This window comes from Halobacteria archaeon AArc-dxtr1 (assembly GCA_025517425.1).
GTDB lineage: Archaea > Halobacteriota > Halobacteria > Halobacteriales > Natrialbaceae > Halostagnicola.
In genome coordinates this window covers 1,248,384-1,268,623 of record JAOPJY010000001.1, presented here as the reverse complement: position 1 = coordinate 1,268,623, position 20,240 = coordinate 1,248,384, and the positions used below count along the sequence as shown (strand labels likewise).

Annotated in this window: 21 protein-coding genes and 1 pseudogene; 12 read left to right on the top strand and 10 right to left on the bottom strand. The window is 63.7% G+C overall.

Annotation, left to right across the window (positions count from 1 at the left end):
- Nucleotides 1–64 precede the first annotated feature (64 nt).
- A complete protein-coding gene (locus OB905_06585; protein ID MCU4925652.1) occupies nt 65–928 on the bottom strand; it encodes a pantoate kinase in 864 nt (287 codons plus the stop codon).
- A 133-nt stretch (nt 929–1,061) separates the two neighbouring features.
- Between OB905_06585 and OB905_06580 the strand changes: the two are divergent.
- The 8 genes and pseudogenes from OB905_06580 to OB905_06545 all read left to right on the top strand — a co-directional run bounded on the left by OB905_06580 (nt 1,062) and on the right by OB905_06545 (nt 8,114).
- Nucleotides 1,062–1,674 (top strand): annotated as a pseudogene (locus OB905_06580) (PTS fructose transporter subunit IIC).
- 112 nt (nt 1,675–1,786) lie between these two features.
- The gene (locus OB905_06575; GenBank protein MCU4925651.1) at nt 1,787–2,263 is read left to right on the top strand and encodes a fructose PTS transporter subunit IIA; all 477 of its coding nucleotides are present in this window, start codon (nt 1,787–1,789) and stop codon (nt 2,261–2,263) included.
- Nucleotides 2,260–2,547: an HPr family phosphocarrier protein gene (locus OB905_06570; protein MCU4925650.1), complete on the top strand. Its 288-nt coding sequence runs from the start codon at nt 2,260–2,262 to the stop codon at nt 2,545–2,547. Before OB905_06575 ends, OB905_06570 begins: the two co-directional genes overlap by 4 nt.
- Nucleotides 2,548–2,627: 80 nt before the next feature.
- Nucleotides 2,628–4,343 carry a phosphoenolpyruvate--protein phosphotransferase gene (gene ptsP, locus OB905_06565; GenBank protein ID MCU4925649.1) on the top strand — a complete coding sequence of 572 codons (1,716 nt, stop codon included), beginning with the start codon at nt 2,628–2,630 and terminating at the stop codon, nt 4,341–4,343.
- A complete protein-coding gene (locus OB905_06560; protein MCU4925648.1) occupies nt 4,340–4,828 on the top strand; it encodes a fructose PTS transporter subunit IIB in 489 nt (162 codons plus the stop codon). Before ptsP ends, OB905_06560 begins: the two co-directional genes overlap by 4 nt.
- Nucleotides 4,829–5,197: 369 nt before the next feature.
- Nucleotides 5,198–6,061, top strand: a complete 864-nt coding sequence (locus OB905_06555; protein MCU4925647.1) for a fructose-1,6-bisphosphatase — start codon at nt 5,198–5,200, stop codon at nt 6,059–6,061.
- 82 nt (nt 6,062–6,143) lie between these two features.
- A complete protein-coding gene (locus OB905_06550) occupies nt 6,144–6,695 on the top strand; it encodes a class I SAM-dependent methyltransferase (protein ID MCU4925646.1) in 552 nt (183 codons plus the stop codon).
- 255 nt (nt 6,696–6,950) lie between these two features.
- Nucleotides 6,951–8,114, top strand: a complete 1,164-nt coding sequence (locus OB905_06545) for a PQQ-binding-like beta-propeller repeat protein (GenBank protein ID MCU4925645.1) — start codon at nt 6,951–6,953, stop codon at nt 8,112–8,114.
- A gap of 35 nt (nt 8,115–8,149) precedes the next feature.
- Here the strand turns inward: OB905_06545 and OB905_06540 are convergent, their stop codons facing one another.
- On the bottom strand, nt 8,150–8,779 hold the full coding sequence (locus tag OB905_06540) for a plastocyanin/azurin family copper-binding protein (GenBank protein ID MCU4925644.1): 630 nt from the start codon (nt 8,777–8,779) through the stop codon (nt 8,150–8,152).
- Nucleotides 8,780–9,348: 569 nt separating this feature from the next.
- Between OB905_06540 and OB905_06535 the strand changes: the two genes are divergently transcribed.
- Nucleotides 9,349–9,822 carry a DoxX family membrane protein gene (locus OB905_06535; GenBank protein ID MCU4925643.1) on the top strand — a complete coding sequence of 158 codons (474 nt, stop codon included), beginning with the start codon at nt 9,349–9,351 and terminating at the stop codon, nt 9,820–9,822.
- 414 nt (nt 9,823–10,236) lie between these two features.
- On the opposite strand, the gene aspS is transcribed toward OB905_06535, so the two are convergent.
- The 3 genes from aspS to OB905_06520 form a co-directional block, all read right to left on the bottom strand.
- Entirely contained in the window at nt 10,237–11,541 is a 1,305-nt protein-coding gene (aspS, locus tag OB905_06530; GenBank protein MCU4925642.1) for an aspartate--tRNA(Asn) ligase, read from the bottom strand.
- 68 nt (nt 11,542–11,609) lie between these two features.
- Nucleotides 11,610–11,804 (bottom strand): hypothetical protein, encoded by a 195-nt coding sequence (locus OB905_06525; GenBank protein MCU4925641.1) that lies wholly within the window; start codon nt 11,802–11,804, stop codon nt 11,610–11,612.
- 90 nt (nt 11,805–11,894) lie between these two features.
- A complete protein-coding gene (locus OB905_06520; protein MCU4925640.1) occupies nt 11,895–12,596 on the bottom strand; it encodes a putative phosphoglycerol geranylgeranyltransferase in 702 nt (233 codons plus the stop codon).
- 289 nt (nt 12,597–12,885) lie between these two features.
- On the opposite strand from OB905_06520, the gene OB905_06515 reads away from it, so the two are divergent.
- Nucleotides 12,886–13,299, top strand: a complete 414-nt coding sequence (locus tag OB905_06515) for a DoxX family protein (GenBank protein ID MCU4925639.1) — start codon at nt 12,886–12,888, stop codon at nt 13,297–13,299.
- A 21-nt stretch (nt 13,300–13,320) separates the two neighbouring features.
- Here OB905_06515 and OB905_06510 read toward each other — a convergent pair whose 3' ends face one another.
- The 4 genes from OB905_06510 to OB905_06495 form a co-directional block, all read right to left on the bottom strand.
- Nucleotides 13,321–14,514, bottom strand: coding sequence for a threonine synthase (locus tag OB905_06510; GenBank protein MCU4925638.1), 1,194 nt, complete (start codon nt 14,512–14,514; stop codon nt 13,321–13,323).
- 166 nt (nt 14,515–14,680) lie between these two features.
- Nucleotides 14,681–15,979: a PQQ-like beta-propeller repeat protein gene (locus OB905_06505; GenBank protein MCU4925637.1), complete on the bottom strand. Its 1,299-nt coding sequence runs from the start codon at nt 15,977–15,979 to the stop codon at nt 14,681–14,683.
- A gap of 307 nt (nt 15,980–16,286) precedes the next feature.
- Nucleotides 16,287–16,463 (bottom strand): 50S ribosomal protein L37e, encoded by a 177-nt coding sequence (locus OB905_06500; protein ID MCU4925636.1) that lies wholly within the window; start codon nt 16,461–16,463, stop codon nt 16,287–16,289.
- Complete coding sequence (locus tag OB905_06495; GenBank protein ID MCU4925635.1) at nt 16,460–16,687, bottom strand: Like-Sm ribonucleoprotein core; 228 nt, start codon at nt 16,685–16,687, stop codon at nt 16,460–16,462. The genes OB905_06500 and OB905_06495 overlap by 4 nt, the downstream gene beginning before the upstream one ends.
- Nucleotides 16,688–17,080: 393 nt before the next feature.
- Between OB905_06495 and OB905_06490 the strand changes: the two genes are divergently transcribed.
- Nucleotides 17,081–18,310: a transposase gene (locus OB905_06490; protein ID MCU4925634.1), complete on the top strand. Its 1,230-nt coding sequence runs from the start codon at nt 17,081–17,083 to the stop codon at nt 18,308–18,310.
- A gap of 154 nt (nt 18,311–18,464) precedes the next feature.
- On the opposite strand, the gene OB905_06485 is transcribed toward OB905_06490, so the two are convergent.
- Complete coding sequence (locus OB905_06485; GenBank protein ID MCU4925633.1) at nt 18,465–19,112, bottom strand: hypothetical protein; 648 nt, start codon at nt 19,110–19,112, stop codon at nt 18,465–18,467.
- Nucleotides 19,113–19,216: 104 nt separating this feature from the next.
- Here OB905_06485 and OB905_06480 point away from each other — a divergent pair, with 104 nt between their 5' ends.
- Nucleotides 19,217–20,200 (top strand): AIR synthase family protein, encoded by a 984-nt coding sequence (locus OB905_06480; GenBank protein MCU4925632.1) that lies wholly within the window; start codon nt 19,217–19,219, stop codon nt 20,198–20,200.
- Nucleotides 20,201–20,240 lie beyond the last annotated feature (40 nt).

The window sequence follows — 20,240 nt, the reverse complement described above, 5'->3', positions numbered from 1 at the left end:
TTTCGCTGTCCTCGCGCTCGCCGACGTCGGCAATACCAGCCTCGCGTCCTGGACTCCCGAGTGCTTAGTGTAACACTGCGCCTGCCGAGTGCGTTTCACAGACCGCAGGATCATACCCCGCATCCGTGAGCCCGGTTCCGAGCGCGAAGACCGTCTCGCCGAGCATCGCCATCGACGCCTCGCCACCCGCATCGGCGGTGGCCTCGATCGCCGTCTCGACTCGGGGCGTGAGCAGGTCGGCCTCGCGGGCGAACTGTCTCGAGGTGCGCACGAGCGCGGGCAGCGTCGGATCATCGACCAGCCTCGAGAGCGCACGTTCCCCGGCTGCCGACAGCGTCTCGGTATCACCTGCGAGTACGTCGGCCGTCGAGAGTTCGTCGAAGGCAACGTACTCGACTCGCGAGCGCTCCGGGATGGCGTCGAGTTCGTTGCGTGCCGGCGCCCCCGGTTCGAGTCGAATCGGGGCGCCGCCGCGAGCCTGGGCAACCACGTCGCCCAGGCCAGTTCCAGCTTCGACTTCCGCACAATGGGCGAGCGCCACGAGTTCGTTCTCCGACCGATGTTCGCCGAACACCCGGTTTGCTGCCAGTGCTGTTCCCAGCGCCATCGCTCCCGAGACGCCGAAGCCGGCTCCGAGCGGGAGATCGGATTCGGCCGTTACGTGGGCAGACGCTCCGAGTGCGTCGAGAACCGTTTCGACTGGTTCGACGTGGATCGGCTCGCTGTCGAGCCAGACTGTCTCCGCTGACGCTCCATTCGATCGCGACGCGGATCCGGCACGTTCGACCGACGAGACGGTCACCTCGACGCCGTCGGTAAGCGTCAGGCCCGCGCCTCGCGATCCCGCCTTCATCGGATCCGTGTCCGGGTGGGCACTGAAAAAGCCCGTCACGTGGCCCGGAACGAACGCTGTCGCCTCCTCGCGCATTGCCCACGGGTTGTCACCCGCCGGGTATAACCTTGCAGATTCGGCGCGCCGTGCATTTACTGATCGTCCCCACATATTTCTCGCCATTAAAAATATGGAACAATCATGCTCAGTACTGTTTAGTTGGTAGTGGTGGATGCTCGGCGTCCCAATCGCACTGCTCGACGGCGCGCTGACTTCGGCGTTGACGGGCATGGAGGGCTCGCACGCGCTCTTGCTCGGTGCGATCATCGGCGCGATGATGGCCTTCGACATGGGCGGCCCGGTCAACAAGGTCGCCTACGTCTTCGGGGTCGCGCTGATCGCCGACGGCATTACCGAGCCGATGGCCGCGGTGATGATCGCCGGGATGGTTCCGCCGCTGGGCCTCGCGCTGTCGAACTTCGCCGCTCCGCACAAGTATCTGCCCGAGATGGACGAGAACGCGAAGGCCGCCGTTCCGCTCGGCTTCTCGTTCATCACTGAGGGCGATTCCCTACGCCGCGGCCGACCTGCTCCGGGTTATTCCGAGCATCATGGCCGGCAGCGTGACCGCCGCCACCGCGATATGACTCGGCGTGACGATGCCCGCACCCCACGGAGGTATCTTCGTCGTGCCGCTGGCGAATAACCCGCTGCTGTTCCTGGGCTGTATCGCTCTTGGCGCGGTCGTAACCGCCGCGGTCATCACGCCGCTCAAGTCGGACGTCGAGGTTACGGTCGACGACGCCGCGGGAACTGGTCCCGTCAGCGGATCGGGTCAGTAACGCTCTCTGACCACTTGCCGACCGAAATCTCCACTATGTTCGGTATGCTACCACCAACCACTGGCCTCCCCGGCTCACCGGGGCAGACGAACACACGACCCAACTCCAATCCATGACTACGGCAATCGAGGCAGACGACGCAGACGAGTTGCTGCCGACCGCTCACGTCTCGCTGTCAGGCGCCCCCGACCAGAAGGAGGCCTGCATCGAGCACCTGCCCTCTCTGATCGACGACAACGGACGCGTCGAGGATCGGGAGGCGGCCCTCGAGGCGTTGCTCGCGCGAGAGGAACAGACCACCACCGGCGTCGGGATGGGGATCGGTATTCCCCACGCGAAAACCGACGCTGTCAGCCGCCCGTCGCTCGCTTTCGCCCGCGCCGACGGCGGCATCGACTTCGGAGCGATGGACGACAAGCCCGCCCGCCTCGTGTTCACGATCCTGGTTCCCGAGTCCGGCGCCGAGGATCACCTCTCGATCCTCAGCTCGCTGTCTCGGGCGCTGATGCACGACGAGGGTCGCGAGGGGCTGTCGGACGCGTCGTCGCCGGACGCCGTGCAGTCCGTCCTTCGGGAGGCGATCGCATGACTGCCCACGAGCGCGTCGTCACGGTCGTCCCCGAAGCCGGCCTCCACGCGCGGCCCGCGGCCGAATTCGTTCAGACTGCCGCCATGTACGACGCCGAGGTTCGAGTCGGACGCCCCGGCGACGAGGACTTACACTCTGCGGCGAGCATGCTCGCGGTGACTGGACTCGACGTCGAGAACGGCGAGGACGTCCTGCTCGTCGCCGAGGGCGACGGCGCTGAGGACGCGTTAGACGCCCTCGAAGCCCTCCTCACGTCGCCTGAAGCAGAGCTGAACGATGACTGAGACGTCGAAGCACAACGTCCGCCCTACGCACGAACCACTCCCCCTCACACACGAATGATCACGCCTCACGCCTGAACACCATGTCCGAACGAACCCTTACCGGAACCGGTGTGACACCTCGAAGCGGTGCCGGAACCGTCGTCTGGTACCGTCCGTCCGACGGAGAGTCGGCCGATACCGTTGCGGAGGCTACCCTGGATTCGCGGACGGACGCGATCGACCCTGGCGCCGAGTGGCGACGATTCGTCGACGCTCGCGACCGCGCCAGAGATGCCCTGGCCGACGAACGCGAGCGAACCGCAGCGCGCATCGGCGAGGAGGAAGCCGGCGTCTTCGACGCCCACATCCAGTTCCTCGACGATCCACAGATCGAAGACGGCGTCGCGGACGCGATCGAGGACGGAGCGGCGGCCGAAGGCGCCGTCAGGACGGCGTTTGCCGCCCCGATCGAGCAGTTCGAAGGGATGGATGGCCGGATGGCAGAGCGGGCCGACGACCTGCGGGACGTCCGCGACCGTCTCGTCCGTACCCTGACCGGCGACGAGGGCGCTGCTCTCGCCGAGCTACCGCCTGGAACAGTTCTGCTCGCCGAGCGCCTCACGCCGAGTGACACCGTCCAGCTCGATCCGGAACGAGTCGCCGGCTTCGCCACCGTCACCGGCGGGCGGACCTCCCACGCCGCAATCTTCGCGCGCTCGCTCTCCCTGCCCGCCGTCGTCGGTGTCGGTGAGGCGCTTTCGGACGTGGCCGACGGCGCGACGGTCGTCGTCGACGGCGAGGCCGGCGAGGTCGTCGTCGATCCGACTCCAGAGCGCCGCGCCGCCGCGGCCGAGGAGGACGCCGTCGACGTTCGGTCCGACCCGGTGATGACCGCCGACGGGACCGCCATCGAGATCGCCGCCAACGTCGGCCGGCCCACCGAACTGGCCGGCGCTCGTGAGCAAGGAGCCGACGGAATCGGCCTCTATCGAACCGAGTTTCTGTTTCTCGATCGAGACGCTCCGCCCGGCGAGGACGAGCAGTACGAAACCTACGTCGACGCCCTCTCGACGTTTCCCGACGGCCGGGTCGTCGTCCGAACGCTCGACGTCGGGGGCGACAAGCCCATTCCCTACCTCGACCTGCCCGACGAGGAGAATCCGTTCCTCGGCGAGCGCGGAATCAGACGATCTCTGGGGCCTGACGCCGATCTCTTCGAGACCCAGCTGCGGGCGCTGCTCCGGGCGGCAGCCCACGACGAGGGTGCCCTCGCCGTCATGTTCCCGCTGGTGACGACCGTCGAGGAGCTCGACGCCGCGCTCTCGGTCGTCGACGACGTTGCCGAGGCTCTCGACGCCGAGGGGGTCGACCACGCCGTCCCCGAACTCGGCGTGATGGTCGAGACGCCGGCCGCGGTCTTCCTCGCCCGCGAACTGGCGTCGCGGGTCGATTTCCTGAGTATCGGGACGAACGACCTCACCCAGTACGTGATGGCCGCCGCCCGCGAAAACGAGCAGGTTGCGGGACTTCGTGATCCCTGTCAGCCCGCCGTGTTGCGCGCGATCAGACGGAACGTCGAGGCGGCCCACGCCGAGGACGCCTGGATCGGAATGTGCGGCGAGATGGCCGGCGATCCGTCCTTCACGGCGTTGCTCGTCGGCCTCGAACTCGACGAACTGAGCATGAGCCCGGTCACCGTTCCCGACGTGAAAGCCGCCGTCACCCGCCAGCACCGAGCCGACGCGAGCGAACTTGCCGAACGCGCGCTCGCGGCGACGACCGAACGAGACGTACGCGACCACCTCCCAGACCACTGAAATTCGTTGCAGTCACAGCCTGTCCGACCGGAATCGCACACAGCCAGATGGCCGCCGAGAAGTTAGAGACAACCCCCACAGCGCGCGGCCACGAGATCACCGTCGAGGTTCAGGGGGCGATGGGTGCCGAGAACGAACTCCCCGACGGCGACATCGAGGCGGCCGAGGCCACGATCGTCGCGGCCGACACCGCCGTCCCCATGGACCGCTTCGAAGCCCTTCCAGTCGTGAAGGGAACGGTCAAAGATGCCGTCAACGATGCCGACTCCCTGATCGCGGCGGCCATCGACGCCGCCGGCGGCGACCCCGTCGACGCTCCGCAGGCGTCTGCAAACGACGAAACCGTCGCCTCGGCGGCGGACGATGCCGAGGCCCAAACCGCCTCGTCGTCTCCTGCCGACGGGACGCGAACTATCGACCAGGAGGCGCTCGAACGACGCCGCGAGAAGAGCCTCCTCGCTCGGGTCAAGCGGAGGCTCTCGTAACGAGTGAAAGCGGGAACGCTTTGGGATCGGCTCGCGTAGCGTCGACCGACTAGGGATGTTACCGGCAGTCCGCAGGCGCGAAATCGTCGAACTCGTCAGCGAGCGCGGCGAGTGCTCTGTCGCCGATACGACGAAACTCGGCAAGCAGAGCTTCGTCCAATTTGCCGATCACTCCGACCTCGACCTGTTTTATCACCGACGACGCCCTCTCCGACGCACAGCGGGAACCGTTCGAGGCCGCGAACGTCGAGATCGTCGCGGAGGATCCCTGATGGGGCTCGAAACCGAACGCTGGCTCCGTACTTGGGGCTCTACCCACCTTCGTCGCCGCTTGAGTTCGGCCTCGGCACCAGCGGTTCGGGTGGTGCGATGATCGAAGCCGACGCAGACGTCGCCTCGATACTCGAGGCTCTCGCCGAGGTGACGCCGACGATCAATCGGACGCTTTGTGACGTCGCCGGACGGTCGACCGTCGAGACCGCTGGCGAGAACGAAAGCGGCGACGAGCGACTCGCCGTCGACCGCCGCGTCGACCGCCGTCTGCAGGATCAACTCACCGCAGTCGACGCCGTCGGAACCTACGCCAGCGAGGAGCGCAGTGATCTCCTCGACGTCGGAGAGGGCTACACCGTCGCCGTCGATCCGGTCGATGGCTCCTCGAACCTCCGGCCGAACACCGTCACCGGCACCGTCGTTGGCGTCTACGATGATTCCGTTCCTGCCCGAGGCCGGGACCTCGTTGCGAGCACGTTCGTGCTCTATGGCCCCACGACGACGATGACTGTCGCCACCGACGATCGCTGCGTGCGCTACGTCATCGACGACGGTGCCGTCGTCTCCGCAGATCCCGTCTCGATCCCCGAGACGTCGGAAATCTGTGGTGCTGCCCGCTCGACTGCGGGGTGGCCACCGGAACTGCGCGATCACTGGCGAGAGCTTCGGCGCACGCACAAGCTCCGGTACACGGGGGCGATGGTGGGCGACGTTGCCCACCTGCTCGACCGCGGTGGTCTCCTCGCGTACCCCCCACAATCGGGCGGTCCCGACGGCGTCCTGCGGCTCCAGTACGAATCGAACCCGATCGCCCACATCGTCGAAACGGCGGGTGGGCGCTCGTCGACCGGACACGGTTCGATTCTCGATGCCGATCCCGACACCCTACACCAGCGCATTCCGACGTACTTCGGGAACCCGGATCGGATCGCCGAGATCGAGGCGCTGTACGCCGAGTAAGGGATCACGCGAATTCGGCCGGGACGTTCTTCCGAACGCCGCCGACCGAGACGCTTTTTCGCCTCCCCGCCCTGTCGGCCGTATGGGTGACACGTACGACGAAACGCGGGAACTCGCCGAGTTTGCCTGGTTCGTCGCCGACGACGACCGCGATCCGGTCGTCCTCATTGCGGGCTGTGGCTCCGCGACGACCGTCGAGCGACTGCGGGCGAACGACGTGGCTACCTACGGATTCGACGCCTCGGCGGACGCCGTGGACGCGGTCCCTGAGGCGACGCGACAGTGGGTTATCCAGGCCGATCTTCGCGACCAAGACGTAATCGAGACGCTTCGCGAGGCGTTCGGTGTCGACGAAATTGACGTGCTTCTGACAGAGTGTATGCTCTCGTTTTTAGGGCCCGACGAGGCGACCGAGGCACTGGGTCGGATCCGTAAACACCCCGATATCGGGGTGCTGTTGCACAAAATCAGGACGGATCCGCCCGTCGAGGCCCAGACCGGGGAGATCGATGCGACCATTATGTCGCCGCGAGAGTGGCAGGCGGTCTGCGATCCCGACGAGGAAGACGTATGGCGCGACGCTGTGGGGCGATGGGAGCTGCCGCCGTGCGGGGACGGTGACAGTGAGCTCTGACGGTTCGTTCTCTTGTTCTGATCAGTAGTTAGTGGCGCAATTTCTTATTTAGCGTCGCTCGTACAACTCGCGTTCAAGAGCGGAGGTGTTGGTACCGAACCGGGATCGCTCAACGTAGCTCGGATCGTCTCCTCGGTATGGGTGGTTGCCTCAATACATTCAAATCAGTCGATGAGAACTGGGGCGGTGCGAAGAATCTGCAACCCATTTCAAATCCATACCTTTTTATTGGTAAGTAGATGGACACTAGTCAGAATGGCCAATGGTTTCGGGAAGGGGTTGAATCGGCGTCACCTGCTCCGGACCACCGCCGGAATGGGACTCGCTTCGGTCGCCGGATGTGTGGGCCTCTACGGCGACTCCGGCGCTGGCACCGTCCGCTGGGAGTTTGACGACCCAGTCTACGCCATCCGGTCGTCGCCGACGATCGTCGATGGGACTGTCTACGTCGGATCGTACGACGGGACGCTGTACGCGGTAGACGCGGAGACGGGCGACCGGGAGTGGGCCTTTACCGAGCCGTCCGAGGAAGTGTACTCCTCACCAGCGGTTGCGGACGAGATTGTCTACGTCGGCTCAGTCGACGGCACGCTGTACGCCGTCGATACCGAGGCCGGCGAGCAAGAGTGGGCTTTTACCCAGTCCGAGGATGAGATCCACTCCTCTCCATCGGTCGCGGACGGGACGGTCTACGTCGGATCCGATGACAGCTCGCTGTACGCGGTAGACGCGGCGACGGGCGAGCAAGAGTGGGTCTTTACCGAGCCGTCGCATTCGATACGACTCAATCATATCCGGTCGTCGCCAACGGTCGCTGGCGAAACGGTCTACGTCGGGGCGGACGACGGGACGCTGTACGCGGTAGACGCGGAGACGGGCGAGCAGGAGTGGAACTTTACCGAGCCGGCCAATCCGATGCAGTCGTCGCCGACGGTCGCGGACGGAACGGTCTACGTCGGGGCGAACGACAGGACGCTGTACGCGGTAGACGCGGAGACGGGCGAGCGGGAGTGGGCGTTCGACGAGCCCACTGTGGGGGTGACCTCGTCACCGACGGTCGCCGACGGGACAGTGTACGTAGGAAACGTCGCGATCGACGCGGAGACCGGTGACCGGGTGTGGCCATCCGCCGAAACGGAGTACGCAAACACCTCGTCGCCGACTGTCGCCGGCGGACTCGCCTTCCACATCTCGTGGGATACGCTGGTCGCTGTGGATGCGGAGGCGGGTGAGGAAGTGTGGTCGTTCATGGCCGAGAGAGCGATACGGTCCTCGCCGACGGTCGCGGACGGGATCGTCTACGTCGGCACGATCGGCGGAACGTTGTACGCGCTGGACGCAGGTGCCGACGGGTCGAGCGAGGACTCGCGGGTTCGACTCGGCACGCTCGGCCACCACGACGAAGCAGCCAACCGGTAAACGTCTTCGGGCGACCGGAGGGGCGAAACGTAGTGCTACTCGACGACGATCTCGCCGACCATCAGTCCGGAATGTGGCTCGCAGACGTATTGGGCCATCTCCTCGCTGGCTTCGAACTCGAGCCACTGGTCCTCACCGGGATCGCTCACCTCGGGAGTCCTGAGATTGTCGACGATCTGGGCTTCCTCGTCTCGAATGGCGATGTTGTGAAAGGTGCCGTCGCCCATGCTCCAGCCGATCTCGTACACCTCGCCCTCCTCGAGAACGAGTGTCGGGTTCGAGACGCCCGCAATCTCGTCGGGTTCGATGCCGATCCAGCCGCTGGTGATGCCGTCGAACTCGATCGTCGTTCCCGGATCGATCTCGAACAGTTCCTCTTCGTCGCCGTTTTCGTCGCCGTTATCGTTGCCGTTTTCGTCGCCATTTTCGTCGTCGTTCTCGTCGCCGTTGTCGTTTTGGTCTCCGTTGCCGTTCTCGTTGCCGTTCCCGTTCTCGTCGTCGTTGCCGTTACCATTGCCGTTGCCGTTTCCATCGTCGTCGCCGTTCTCGTCGTCGTCGAGACAGCCGGCGAGCGAACCGAGAGCGACCAGTGTGGTTCCCGCGAGCATCGTTCGTCGAGTGACTGTCCGTTCGCTACCGATTCGCGAGCATTCGCGTGGTGTCATACGCGACCCTTGGAAGCCGGGACAAAAGGCCGATCTGGTCCAGTAGACGAAAACGGCGGCGAGAGCACCAGCCGCTCACTCTTTAGGGGTACATCGATCACAGCTACCAGAATTCGAACCCCGGTGATGTCCAACGATCCGCGCAGCGACTTCCGCTGATTACGGAAGACCACGCCGCGTCACGGTGGTCTTCGGACCCGGTCCGTGCTTGACGACTCGTCACTCCCGTCCGTACATCGAGATAGATAGTCTGCGACAGTCGTGCCCTGTTTTCAGCACGACTCTGTCCTCCCTACAAAATTTTCGTGGAACATCCAGAGCATGTGATCAGCGTGGCAGATTCGTTTTTTTACGTAGATCGACGTGATGCAGACTTCGTTTCGACCTACGAACGGACGGTTGATCTAGCTGCTAGTGCCGACAGATCTCCTCACCACCGTGTAAGACACAGTGACTCCCCTCTGGCAGGTCCGAGCGCTAGTCGGTAATCCTCTGTTGATCGCACGTAGTATTCACAACGATCGAAGGAGACAGGATTTTGCCTGCTGGGGTTCCAACATGATGTGATGATGGACCGAATCGAGACTGAGCGGTTGCAGGCGTATAAGCGACGGTTCGACGAAGTCGACATGCGGATCACCTCGGCGATGAGTCAGTGGAGCATTCCGATACTTCGCGTCTCTCTTGCGGTCGTGTTCATCTGGTTTGGCGCGTTGAAACTGTTCGAAATCAGTCCGGCAGCAGACCTTGTTGCGGCGACCGTATACGTTGTGCCTCCGGAGGTGTTTGTTCCTGTGCTTGGCGTTTGGGAAGTGGTCATCGGCATCTGTCTGTTGTATCGACCGCTGATTCGCGTCGGCATTTTCTTGTTGTTCTTGCAGCTTCCAGGGACCTTTCTCCCGCTCGTTCTCCTCCCAGAAGTTGTCTACACGACCGCTCCGTACGCCCTCACTGTCGAGGGACAGTACATCATCAAGAACCTCGTCATCATTGGCGCTGCACTCGCAATCGGCAGTACCGTCAGGACCGAAGCCAAGCAGTAGCACCTTCCTACCTTGTCTCTCCATCTTGCCTGGATTTTCTATTGACATGGCGATCGGTCTCAGTTCGAGACCTCACCTCCCATGCACCGGGCGATCGCCATCTTCACTCCGTGCCACATTCGCGCGAGCTATTCACCACGACTTGCCAGACATCATCTGGAACTGATTGGGCTCTCAACGGTGTGTCCGCACATGTGGCTAGCGAATCACTCAACTCAGTCTCAGCCGCATTTCTGAATACCGACATCGCGCTCCTACCGACTGTTACGGGCCGCGCCGCTGCCGGTCCGGCGAGGCAAATTCCGTTCGCCTCGCTGGTTCTCAACGCCTTCGCCCTACGGGCTCAGACGTTGACGATCACGCAAGGTGTGGCTCGTACACTCGCCACGCCTTGCTGCTTCCCAGGTTTGTCGCCTACGGCGACAAACGCTGGCGATCTCGCGGGAACAGAACAGCCTCCCGAATATTGTCGAGTCCGAGCATCGTCATGACGACGCGCTCGCCGCCGAGCCCGAAGCCAGCGTGGGGCGGCATGCCGTACTTGAACATCTTCGTGTAGTACTCGAACTGGTCGGGGTCTAACCCCTGCTGCTCGAAGCCCTCGATGAGGGCTTCGTGGCGATGTTCGCGCTGGCCACCGGAGACGAGCTCCATCCGCGGGTGCATCAGGTCGAAGCCGGTCGAGAGCTGCTCGTCGTCATCGTGATCCTTGATGTAGAAGGGCTTGATCTCGCTGGGCCAATCAGTGATAAAGTAGTGGCCGCCAACGTCGTCGCCGAGGGCCTCCTCGGCAGCCGTCGAGAGGTCGTCGCCCCAGACGAGCTGCTCGTCGAGTTCGCCCGTCGCGTTGATGCGCTCTATGGCCTCCTCGTAGCTGATGCGGGGGAAGTCGCCCTCGGGAACCTCGAACTCCTCGGCGAGACCCAGCGCCTCGAGCTCCTCGGCGCAGTTCTCGGAGACGGCCTCGTAGGCCGCTTTCAGGACGCCCTCGGCGACGTCCATGGCGTCGTCGGCGTCACAGAACGCTCCTTCGAAGTCGATCGAGGTGGCTTCGTTCAGGTGCCGGGGCGTGTTGTGTTCCTCGGCGCGGAAGATCGGCCCGATCTCGAAGACGCGCTCGACGTTCGAGCCGGCGATCAGCTGCTTGAACAGCTGCGGACTCTGGTTCATGAAGGCCTCCTCGCCGAAGTAGGTGATTGGGAAGAGCTCGGTGCCGCCCTCGGTTCCCGTGGCGACGATCTTCGGCGTCGTGATCTCCGTGGAGTCGAACGCACGGAACTGCTCGCGGACCGCACGCAGGATCTCGGCGCGGATCTCGAAGACCGCCTGGACGCCCTCTTTGCGGAGGTCGAGCGTGCGGTTGTCCAGCCGCGTCGAGAGTTCGGCGTCGACCTTGCCGGAGGGGTCGAGGGGGAGTTCGGGGTCGGCGGCCGAGACGACTTCAACTGACTCCGGGGTGACCTCGACGCCCGTCGGTGCGCGGGGCTCCTCCTCGACGGCGCCCGAAACCGAGACGACGCTCTCGCGGGCGACGCCAAGGCCGGTCTCGACTAGCTCTTCGTCCATCTCGTCTTTCTCGAACTTGACCTGGATCTTCCCGGTCGCGTCTCGGAGAATCAGGAAGGCGATGCCGCCCAGGTCGCGGATCTCGTGGACCCAACCAGCGACGGTAACGTCGTCGCCCGGCTCGGCGTCCGCAGTGTAGGTTCTGTTCTGCATACCTCCTGATTCTCGGAGCCCAAACTTAAGCGCCTTCGTTCGTGTCCGACGGAACGGGTCCGGTCGCCTCACTCCGCGACGTTCCCTCGCTCGACGAACAGGGCGACGGCTTCGTTCGGTTCGAGGTCGTCGGCCAGCAGGCCGAACTCGTCCCTGCCGGTAAACGTCCGCACCTCGACCGGTTCCTCGCCCTCTGTGCGCTCACAGACGAGTTCGAGCGTGCCGGTGACGTCTGCCTGGAGGTCGAATCGGTCTATCTGCATTCCGGTGACTATACGGCGGGCGGCGAAATCAACGTTGGCCAGACGACTGCAAGAGGCGGTGGTTTGGACTCCGGTATCGCTGTCGAACGCTCAGGCGTCGTTTGCCGCCTTCACCGTCTCGCGGACCGCTTCGACGTCCTCGTCGTGGGCGAGGTTCCCGACGACGATGACGTCGGCGTGGGTGGCCATCTGGTAGGCGGAGTCGTAGTCACGAATTCCGCCGCCGTAGAAGAGCGTCGACTCGTCGACGGCCTCGCTGGCTGCCTCGACGACCGACTCCTCGCCCAGCATGCCCGAGTACTCGACGTAGACGACGTCTTGACCCAGCATTCGTTCGGCGACGGACGCGTACGCGGCGACGTCCTCTGCAGAGAGGTCACACTCGGCTTCCGTCAGCGTCGCGACGTCGGCGTCGGGATTGAGGACGATGTACGCTTCCGTGGCCAACCGGTCCCAGTCTAAGTCGTCGGCGATCCGGACCCACTCCTTGTGGGCGCCAGTGATCCAGAACGGGTCGCCCGCGTTGAGCACGATGGGGACGAAGTACCCCTCCAAAACCTCGTCCTTGACGACGACGCTCGGGTCCGACGGCTCCTGATAGAGGGGGACGTCGTGGTCGGCACACGCTTCGATGACGGCGGTCATATTCTCCTCGGTGATCCCCATCGTTCCGCCGACTTCGATCGCGTCGGTTCCGGTCGCACAGAGATCGCCGTAGGTGACACCCTCGGGAAGATCCTTGTCGGGATCGATCTTGAGGATGTGGTTCCAGTCGGCCCACGGTGTAGACATACCGCCCCGTTTCCCGACAACCAGCAAAAGCCCTGCGGATCCTCGCGTCACCGATTGCCGGAGCGAAGACGCCGATTTAGGCCGGTAGCGCGGGCGACTCTGCAACCAGTCGCTGGCCGAATCGAGCGGTGTCGTCGGGGTTACCTGCTATCACCGGTGTCCGGGAACGCATATATCGGTTACAGAACGAACCAGGTAACGTGATGAAACTGTCTGCTGTTTCGGACGTACTGTCTGATGACTCTCCCGACACCTCCACTGTGTCCGCCCCTTCGGCGGTGATCGCCTAATGTTCGAGTCGACCGCTGCGGAGATCGCCTTCCTGCTCGCCCGCGTGCTCTTTGGCGGCGTACTCGCGTTTACGGGACTGAACCACTTCCTGAACACGGACGAGATGGCTGCCTACGCGGAGTTCAAGGGGCTTCCCATGCCACGCCTCTCGGTGCTCGGTAGCGGTGCCTTACTCGTCCTCGGCGGTCTCTCGATCGTCGTGGGTGTCTTCCCAGGAATCGGCGCTGCCGCGCTCGCGGCGTTCCTGCTCGTCTCCGCGGTAGCGATGCACGACTTCTGGCGCCAGGAGGGCGAGGACGCCCAAAATGAGATGAACAGCTTCCTGAAAAACGTCTACGGCGCCGGCGGCGCGCTCGCGTTCCTCGTGGTGGCGAGTGCGACGTGGCCGTACGCGATGAACATCGGGCTGTAAGCGGCCGATTTTGCAGTCTCGTTAGATTCCGCGACCCATCAGGTGGCTGCGGAGCACGTCGGCGCCTTTGATTCCCGCGCCGGCGTTGACGATCACGACGGTCTCGTCGCCGTCGAACTCGCTCTGTTCGGCGAGCTTCCACGCGCCGCTGGCAGCGACCGCGCTGCTCGGGGCCATCTCCAGTCCCTCGCCTTGAGCGACGGCGACCGCCGCCTCGAGGATCGCGTCGTCCTCGGTGGCGACCGCGCCGCCGTCGGTCTCGCGGACGGCCTCGAGCAGTCGGCTTCCGGCCACGGGGTCGGGCACCTCGATCTCGCCACAGATCGTGTCCGGATGATCGACCGGCTCGGGGTCGTCGCGGTCCGCCTCCATCGCCTCGGCGATCGGGGCGCAACCCGCGGCCTGCGCCGCGTACAGCGCCGGTAGCTCGTCGACGAGACCGAGGTCGCGACACTCCCGGGCCGCCTTGTACGCGCCGAGGAGCCCCACCCCTTCGCCGGTGGGAACGACGACAGCGTCCGGCGTCGTCCAGTCGAGTTGTTCCACTATCTCGTAGTAGAGGGTCTTTGCCCCCTCGTGACGGTATGGCGTCTCGAAGGCTCCGAGCGGAGACCACTCCTCGTGCTCTGCGAGGGCCTCGTCGTAGGCCTCCCGGGCGTCCCCGAGGCGACCGCCGACGACGCTCATCTCGCCGCCGTGGACGTTAACCATCGCCTTGGTCGCAAAGCCCGATCGCGAGGGGAGGTAGACCTGCGAGTCGAGATCGGCGCGGGCGGCGTAAGCCGCTGCGGACTGGCCAGCGTCGCCCGTATCCGAGAGTGCGACCGTCTCGGCGCCGTGCTGGCTCGCCGCGGTCACGGCCACCGAGAGGCCGCGATCGGCGATCGTCCCCGTCGGATTCTGGCCCTCGTCTTTGACCAGTACGCGCTCGACGCCGAGTTCATCGGCGAGACTCGGACACTCGACCAACGGCGTCGCCCCCTCGCCAAGAGTTACGGCGGTGTCACGCTCGAACGGGAGGAGGTCCGCGTATCGCCACATCGAATCGCCAGATTGGGAGGGGGCCGCCGCCCGATCGAATTCGATCGCATCGTACTCATACGTTGGGTCGAGGAGCCCACCGCACTGCTCGCAGCGGGAGGTCGGTTCGGTATCGTCGGCGAGCGCCCCGCAATCGAGACACGCGAGACCGGCGAAGGCGTCGGTGACGTTCATACTAGAGGAGTTCGTTGCTCGCGACTAAGTGCTGTCCATCCGGTGTCGCCGGCGTCACCGATCCCCTGAGTTACACGAGCGCACTGCAACCAGTTCGAAGTGGTAAACCATCAAATCAGTTCGAGGTCGGGTCCGAAGCACGAGCACAGTACTGCTGCCGAGGCCACTACACGTCGTCTTCCTCGGCGACCGGATGCAGCGCCGCGACGCCGCGACTGGTAATCGACGGTCTCGTTCGGATGTAGACGGCGTCGTTCGCCGCGACGATTCCGGCACAGTCCGCGTCGGCGTCCTCGAATCGCCGGTCGCCGTTTGCCTTGTCGAGAGCCAGCAGCGTTCCGCCCGAGGTCTGATCGTTCTCGACGGTATAGACCGTATCCGACGTGACGATGGTCTGTTGAATGTCCTCGGTCCCGATATAGTCCCACAGCGTTTCGCCGGAAGTGACGTCGACCGCGTACATGATGTCGCCTTCCCCGTAGTAGATGGCGTCGTCGTCGATGGCGATCGATCCACGGATTCGATCCATCTCCTCGGTCACCCACTCGAGTTCGCCGTCTGCGTCGAGTACGCACAGGGTGTCGTCGGGGTCGTTGTACAAGACGATGCGGCCGCCACGGGCGGCGAAGTGCCTGTCGCTTTGGGAGCCGTACTCCGACTCCCACAGGACGTCTCCGGTCGCGTCGTCCACGCCGTACGTCTCGAACCGGTTCGAGAGGACGAGCGTATCGCCGCTGAACAGGATGTCGCTGTTCCATGTGCTGAGTTCGAGCGTGCGCTCCCACTCGGTTTCGGTCGATTGAACGTCGTACTTTCTGAGCACGTATTCTCCAATCGATTCGCCGTCGGCGACGGTGTAGATCCCCTCGGGGCCGAGGTAGACGATGCTCCCCTCGAACTCCGGATCGGCCGCGTCGAGTCGGTCGCCCGTGTCGGCGTCGAAGCGAAAGAGCCGCTCGTTGTCGTTTCGAGCGACGATCTCGCCGTCGACAACTGTGATGTCGCCGATCACGTGGAGGTCCTGTACCCACCGGATCTCGCCGTCGGCGTCGATCGCCACGATACCGTTGCGGTCTCGGTTCACGTAGACGACGCCGTCTCGGACGAAGTGGCTGCTGGCGTATTCGAACGAGTGGGTCCAGACTGGTTCGAGATCGCCGATCCATGCTTCATCGGGGTTGTACCGCGTGCGTCCGGCATCGTACGCTGGACGGGGCCAATCGCTGCCGATCGCTTCAGCTTCTCCCTCGTCGGAGTCGTCGTCTGCCTCCGACTCCTCGTCCTCTGATTCCTCGTCCTCCGATTCTGGCTCGTCCGTTCCCGGGCCGCCGTCGTCCGTCTCCGGTTCGTCGCCGGTTTCCGAGTCGTCATTCGTTCCCGGTTCGTCGTCCGAATCGCTACCCAGACAGCCCGCGAGACCCGCAGTCAGTGCGCCAGTTAGCGCGATGTACGTTCGTCGTCTCACTTTCGAAAACTTCGCGCTTCAATATATATAATTTCGGAAATATTTCGACGTTCATCGTGATTGTATCCGACACTCTGCGGTAATTCATATTTATGATATTTCCTGCCGATCGCTTCGGCTACGCTGTCCTCGTTCCAGCGCGCCATCCCCAGGAGAGGGGCACCTTTCTGGCATGAGGACTTCGACGGATGCGCGATCGACGAACGTACCGGAGCAAAGCGATGCCGCCCGGGACGAAGAACGCGCTGACCAGGGGTGAAAGCGACCACTCAGCGCTCGAAACCGTCGAACGAAGAGTCGAGAAGCGTTAGTTGTCGCCGGTTTTCGACTGCCACTCGTAGCCGCGGCGCTTGGCGGACTTGCCAAAGCCACACGAGGAGCAGACGCCCTTTCTGGAGTGGTAGGATTTTTCGCCACAGCGTCGACACTTGACGTGGGTCGTCTTGTTCTTCTTTCCTTGGCTCGGGGTTCCTGCGCCAGTCATGGAGTGATCGAGACGACGTTATCGCCGCGTATAATCGTTGTGTCTTCGGTCGGCGTCTCGACGTCGGGCTCGCCCGCCGCCGGGCTCTTCACGTCCGCAAGGACGAGGTTCATGTGCTGGTCGTAGCCGGCGAGGTCGCCGACGTACTCGTCACCGGTCTTGAGCCGTACAGTGACCTGTTCGTCGAGGGACGCCTCGAGGACGTCAAGCGGTCGTCCACTCATACGAAACAAGGCAGGTGATGCACACTTAATCGTACCGGTCGGTGACCGGTCGCGAGTCGATCCCATCGATGGTGACGAGCCACGAGAGTCCGGGGCCGTTGTCCGAATGGCTACGATGTGGGTGTTGTGTGTTCGTCTGCTGAGTTATCGCTTATACGAAATACAGGAGAAAACCCACGGCTTTAGCCGTCCTCAGAACGCAAAGCGTTCTGATGGGCTGTCCCCAGAATGCAAAGCCTTCTGGTGGGCATGGAAGACGCACGCGTCTTCCATACTGCACAAGACCTTCGGTCTTGTGAACGTGGGATGAATCCGTCACTGCTGAATCGAACCACGCTACAGTGGCAGGCCAACTCCCCAGTATTTAAGAAATACCAGTGCTACATATAAGATATGGAGGTGCGGCGTACCGTCCCCGTTGCACTCGACGTGGACAGCGACGACGACGCACTCCTCGAAGACACCGTAGACACTTTCCTCTGGTCGGCACAGTACGTCGTTGACCACGCTTTCACAGGCGAGTACGTCACTACCAGCAAAACCACGCTGGATGACGAAACCTACGACGATGTACGCGAGAAAACGGATGGCTTCAACGGTGGACTGGTGCAAGCCGCTCGGAACAAGGCCGCTGAAGCCTGCAAAAGCGTCGTCGCACGCTGGAAACACGATAAGAAAGCGTCGAAACCGACGTTCACCAGCCCACACGTCGTCTACGACCACCGCACCGCCACATTCCACGACGACTACGTAAGCCTCGCCACCACAGACGGTCGCATCGAAGCCGATTACGTACTGCCTGACAAGGAGAATGACACGCCACACTCGGAGTACCTATTTTCAGACGAATACGAAATCACGGGTGCGGAACTACACTACCGCGACGGCAACTGGGTGCTTCACGTCCACTGCAAGAAGGAGGTGGAGTCCGACACGTCGGACAGGGCAACACCTGAGAACGGAACGGTTCTCGGGGTTGACCTCGGCGTGAACAACCTCGCCGTCGCCTCGACGGGCACGTTCTGGACGGGCGACGAGTTCGACCACTGGCGGCGCGAGTACGAAAAACGTCGTGGCTCGCTCCAACAGTGCGGAACGCGCTGGGCGCACGAGAACATCCAGTCAGTCGGACGGAAAGAAGAAGGGCGGTTCAAACAGATGCTCCATCGCATCAGCAACGAACTCGTCGCTGAAGCTCGTGAGAACGAGTGTTCGGTGATTGCGTTCGAGGATTTAACCGACATTCGTGAGCGGGCTGGTGCGTCGTGGGGACACAAGTGGGCGTTCAACCGACTCTACGACTACGTTGAGTACAAGGCCGAAGAATACGACATCGACGTAGAGCAGGTTGACCCTGAGAACACGAGTCGGCGTTGTTCACACTGTGGGTTCACCCATCCCGACAACCGCGACGGCGAGGAGTTCGAGTGTCTGAAGTGCGGGTACGAGAACCACGCCGACTACAACGCCGCGAAAAACATCGGGTTACGGTATCTCCGTCGCAACCAAACTGGGGGCGACGGAGGCGCATCCTTGGGCGTGCGCTTGAACAGCGGGACGCTGAACGTGAACGGAGGCTATTCTCCTGCCGAGGTCGTTCGAGACGGCGAAGCCGTCTCGTGATGACGAGAGACCGAAGGTCTCTCGAACCAAATCGGCCAGAACGGGAGTCCACGCTGAATCCCACCGCTTTAGCGGTGGGTAGCTCAACTCACGCGCTATCAGTTCGGACCTGCCTCCGGTGACTGACGACCCTCTCATCAGAGTGGGTAATTGATCACCGCTCGAGAACGTACAGGGTAAAGAACGCGACCGCGGCGACCGTCTCGCTCACCTTTGTGGTGAGTGCGACGTAGTCCTCGCGAAGGTGGTCGATGACGACCTCGTGGACAGGTCCGTCGTGATCGTGGTCGTGGCTGTGGCCGTCGTCGTGGCTGTGGCCGTCGTCGTGGCTGTGGCCGTCGTCGTGGCTGTGGCCGTCGTCGTGGCTGTGGCCGTCGTCATGACTGTGGCCGTCGTCATGACTGTGACCGTCGTCGCCGTGACTGTGACCGTCGTCGCCGTGACTATGATCGTCGTGTCCGTGATCGTGGACGTCGGCCCCGGTGGCCGATTCGAACAGCCCGAGCGCGTGGACGTCGACGTAGGCGAACAGGTTGAGAAGCATCAGCGCGCCGCCGGCGAGGTACGCAACCGGTGGTGCGAGTGCGCCGGTTGCCAGCGCTGTCAGGAGGGCGAAGACGACGACGCCGCTGACGACGAATAGGACGGCCACGATGGCGACTCCGTCGCCGGTTATGCCGTCGACGATTTCGGAAACCCCGATGCCGAGGTGAACGAGCGCGGAGAGGACCGCGAAGACGACCGCGACGCCGAGAAGCACCGTCTGGCGCTCTCTCAGGGCCGCGAGATCGAGTTGAGTCATACTGACTTTCGGCCACAACTCAGTAAACCGATTTTGGTACGACTCTCGAAAACCCTCGATCACTGTCGACAGCTACAAGCGCCCAATCCACACAGGATGGTACTATGCCGGGGAAAGCACGCCCGTCGACGCTACTCGAGCACGTCTTCGATCGAACTGGGGCGCCCGACGACGCCGTCTTGCAGGGACCGGCCGACGGCGAGGATGCAGCGGCCATCGACTGGCCCGGAGGCACCCTCGTCGTCAGCTCCGATCCGATCTCGCTTGCGGCCTCGCAGGTCGCCACCCTCGGCGTCCACGTCGCCTGCAACGACGTCGCGGTCGCTGGTGCCGACCCGCGGTGGCTCACCGTCGTCGCCCTCCTTCCCGAGGCGACCGACGACGCCGTGACGCAGATCACGCGGGACCTGGACGTTGCCGCCCGCGACGTCGGCGTCGCCATCGTCGGCGGCCACACCGAGTCCGTCGACGCCCTCTCGCGGCCGCTGCTCTCGCTGACCGCGATGGGCGCCACGGACAGATTCGTCCCGACCGGCGGCGCCGAGCCTGGCGACCGCCTGCTCCTGACGAAGGGCGCCGGTCTGGAGGGGACGGCGATCCTCGCAACCGACTTCGGCGACGCGCTCGATGTCGACCGCGAGACGCGCGATCGGGCCGAAACCTTCCTCGAGGAGGTCAGTGTCGTTCCCGACGCTCGCATCGTCCGCGAGCACGCGACCGCTATGCACGACCCGACGGAAGGCGGCGTTCTCGCTGGATTGCTCGAACTCGCCCGCGCCTCCGACTGTCGTCTCGCGGTCGAGCGCGAAGCCGTCCCCGTTCGCGACGCGACCCGGCAACTCTGCGAGGCGGCGGACGTCGACCCGCTTCGCATCTTCGGCTCCGGTGCCGTACTCGCCACTGTTCCCGAATCCGCCCACGAGGCGTGCCTTGACGCGCTCTCAGCGGCCGGAATCGACGCTGCGACGATCGGCACCGTCGAGGCCGGCGAGTCTGCACTGATCCTCGATGGCGAGGCGATTTCCGGCCCGGTCGAGGACGATCTCTACCCCCTCTGGGCCGATGTCGATGCAAACGCCGACTCGTAATCCTTTCCGAGGCTGTTTCGTTCGGTGAAACTCAACATTG

Coding starts and splice junctions, on each gene's coding strand:
- OB905_06585 (MCU4925652.1), bottom strand. CDS start 928: ATGCGCGAGGAGGCGACAGCGTTCGTTCCGGGCCACGTGACGGGCTTT.
- OB905_06575 (MCU4925651.1), top strand. CDS start 1,787: ATGACTACGGCAATCGAGGCAGACGACGCAGACGAGTTGCTGCCGACC.
- OB905_06570 (MCU4925650.1), top strand. CDS start 2,260: ATGACTGCCCACGAGCGCGTCGTCACGGTCGTCCCCGAAGCCGGCCTC.
- ptsP (MCU4925649.1), top strand. CDS start 2,628: ATGTCCGAACGAACCCTTACCGGAACCGGTGTGACACCTCGAAGCGGT.
- OB905_06555 (MCU4925647.1), top strand. CDS start 5,198: ATGATCGAAGCCGACGCAGACGTCGCCTCGATACTCGAGGCTCTCGCC.
- OB905_06550 (MCU4925646.1), top strand. CDS start 6,144: ATGGGTGACACGTACGACGAAACGCGGGAACTCGCCGAGTTTGCCTGG.
- OB905_06545 (MCU4925645.1), top strand. CDS start 6,951: ATGGCCAATGGTTTCGGGAAGGGGTTGAATCGGCGTCACCTGCTCCGG.
- OB905_06540 (MCU4925644.1), bottom strand. CDS start 8,779: ATGACACCACGCGAATGCTCGCGAATCGGTAGCGAACGGACAGTCACT.
- OB905_06535 (MCU4925643.1), top strand. CDS start 9,349: ATGGACCGAATCGAGACTGAGCGGTTGCAGGCGTATAAGCGACGGTTC.
- aspS (MCU4925642.1), bottom strand. CDS start 11,541: ATGCAGAACAGAACCTACACTGCGGACGCCGAGCCGGGCGACGACGTT.
- OB905_06525 (MCU4925641.1), bottom strand. CDS start 11,804: ATGCAGATAGACCGATTCGACCTCCAGGCAGACGTCACCGGCACGCTC.
- OB905_06520 (MCU4925640.1), bottom strand. CDS start 12,596: ATGTCTACACCGTGGGCCGACTGGAACCACATCCTCAAGATCGATCCC.
- OB905_06515 (MCU4925639.1), top strand. CDS start 12,886: ATGTTCGAGTCGACCGCTGCGGAGATCGCCTTCCTGCTCGCCCGCGTG.
- OB905_06510 (MCU4925638.1), bottom strand. CDS start 14,514: ATGAACGTCACCGACGCCTTCGCCGGTCTCGCGTGTCTCGATTGCGGG.
- OB905_06500 (MCU4925636.1), bottom strand. CDS start 16,463: ATGACTGGCGCAGGAACCCCGAGCCAAGGAAAGAAGAACAAGACGACC.
- OB905_06495 (MCU4925635.1), bottom strand. CDS start 16,687: ATGAGTGGACGACCGCTTGACGTCCTCGAGGCGTCCCTCGACGAACAG.
- OB905_06490 (MCU4925634.1), top strand. CDS start 17,081: ATGGAGGTGCGGCGTACCGTCCCCGTTGCACTCGACGTGGACAGCGAC.
- OB905_06485 (MCU4925633.1), bottom strand. CDS start 19,112: ATGACTCAACTCGATCTCGCGGCCCTGAGAGAGCGCCAGACGGTGCTT.
- OB905_06480 (MCU4925632.1), top strand. CDS start 19,217: ATGCCGGGGAAAGCACGCCCGTCGACGCTACTCGAGCACGTCTTCGAT.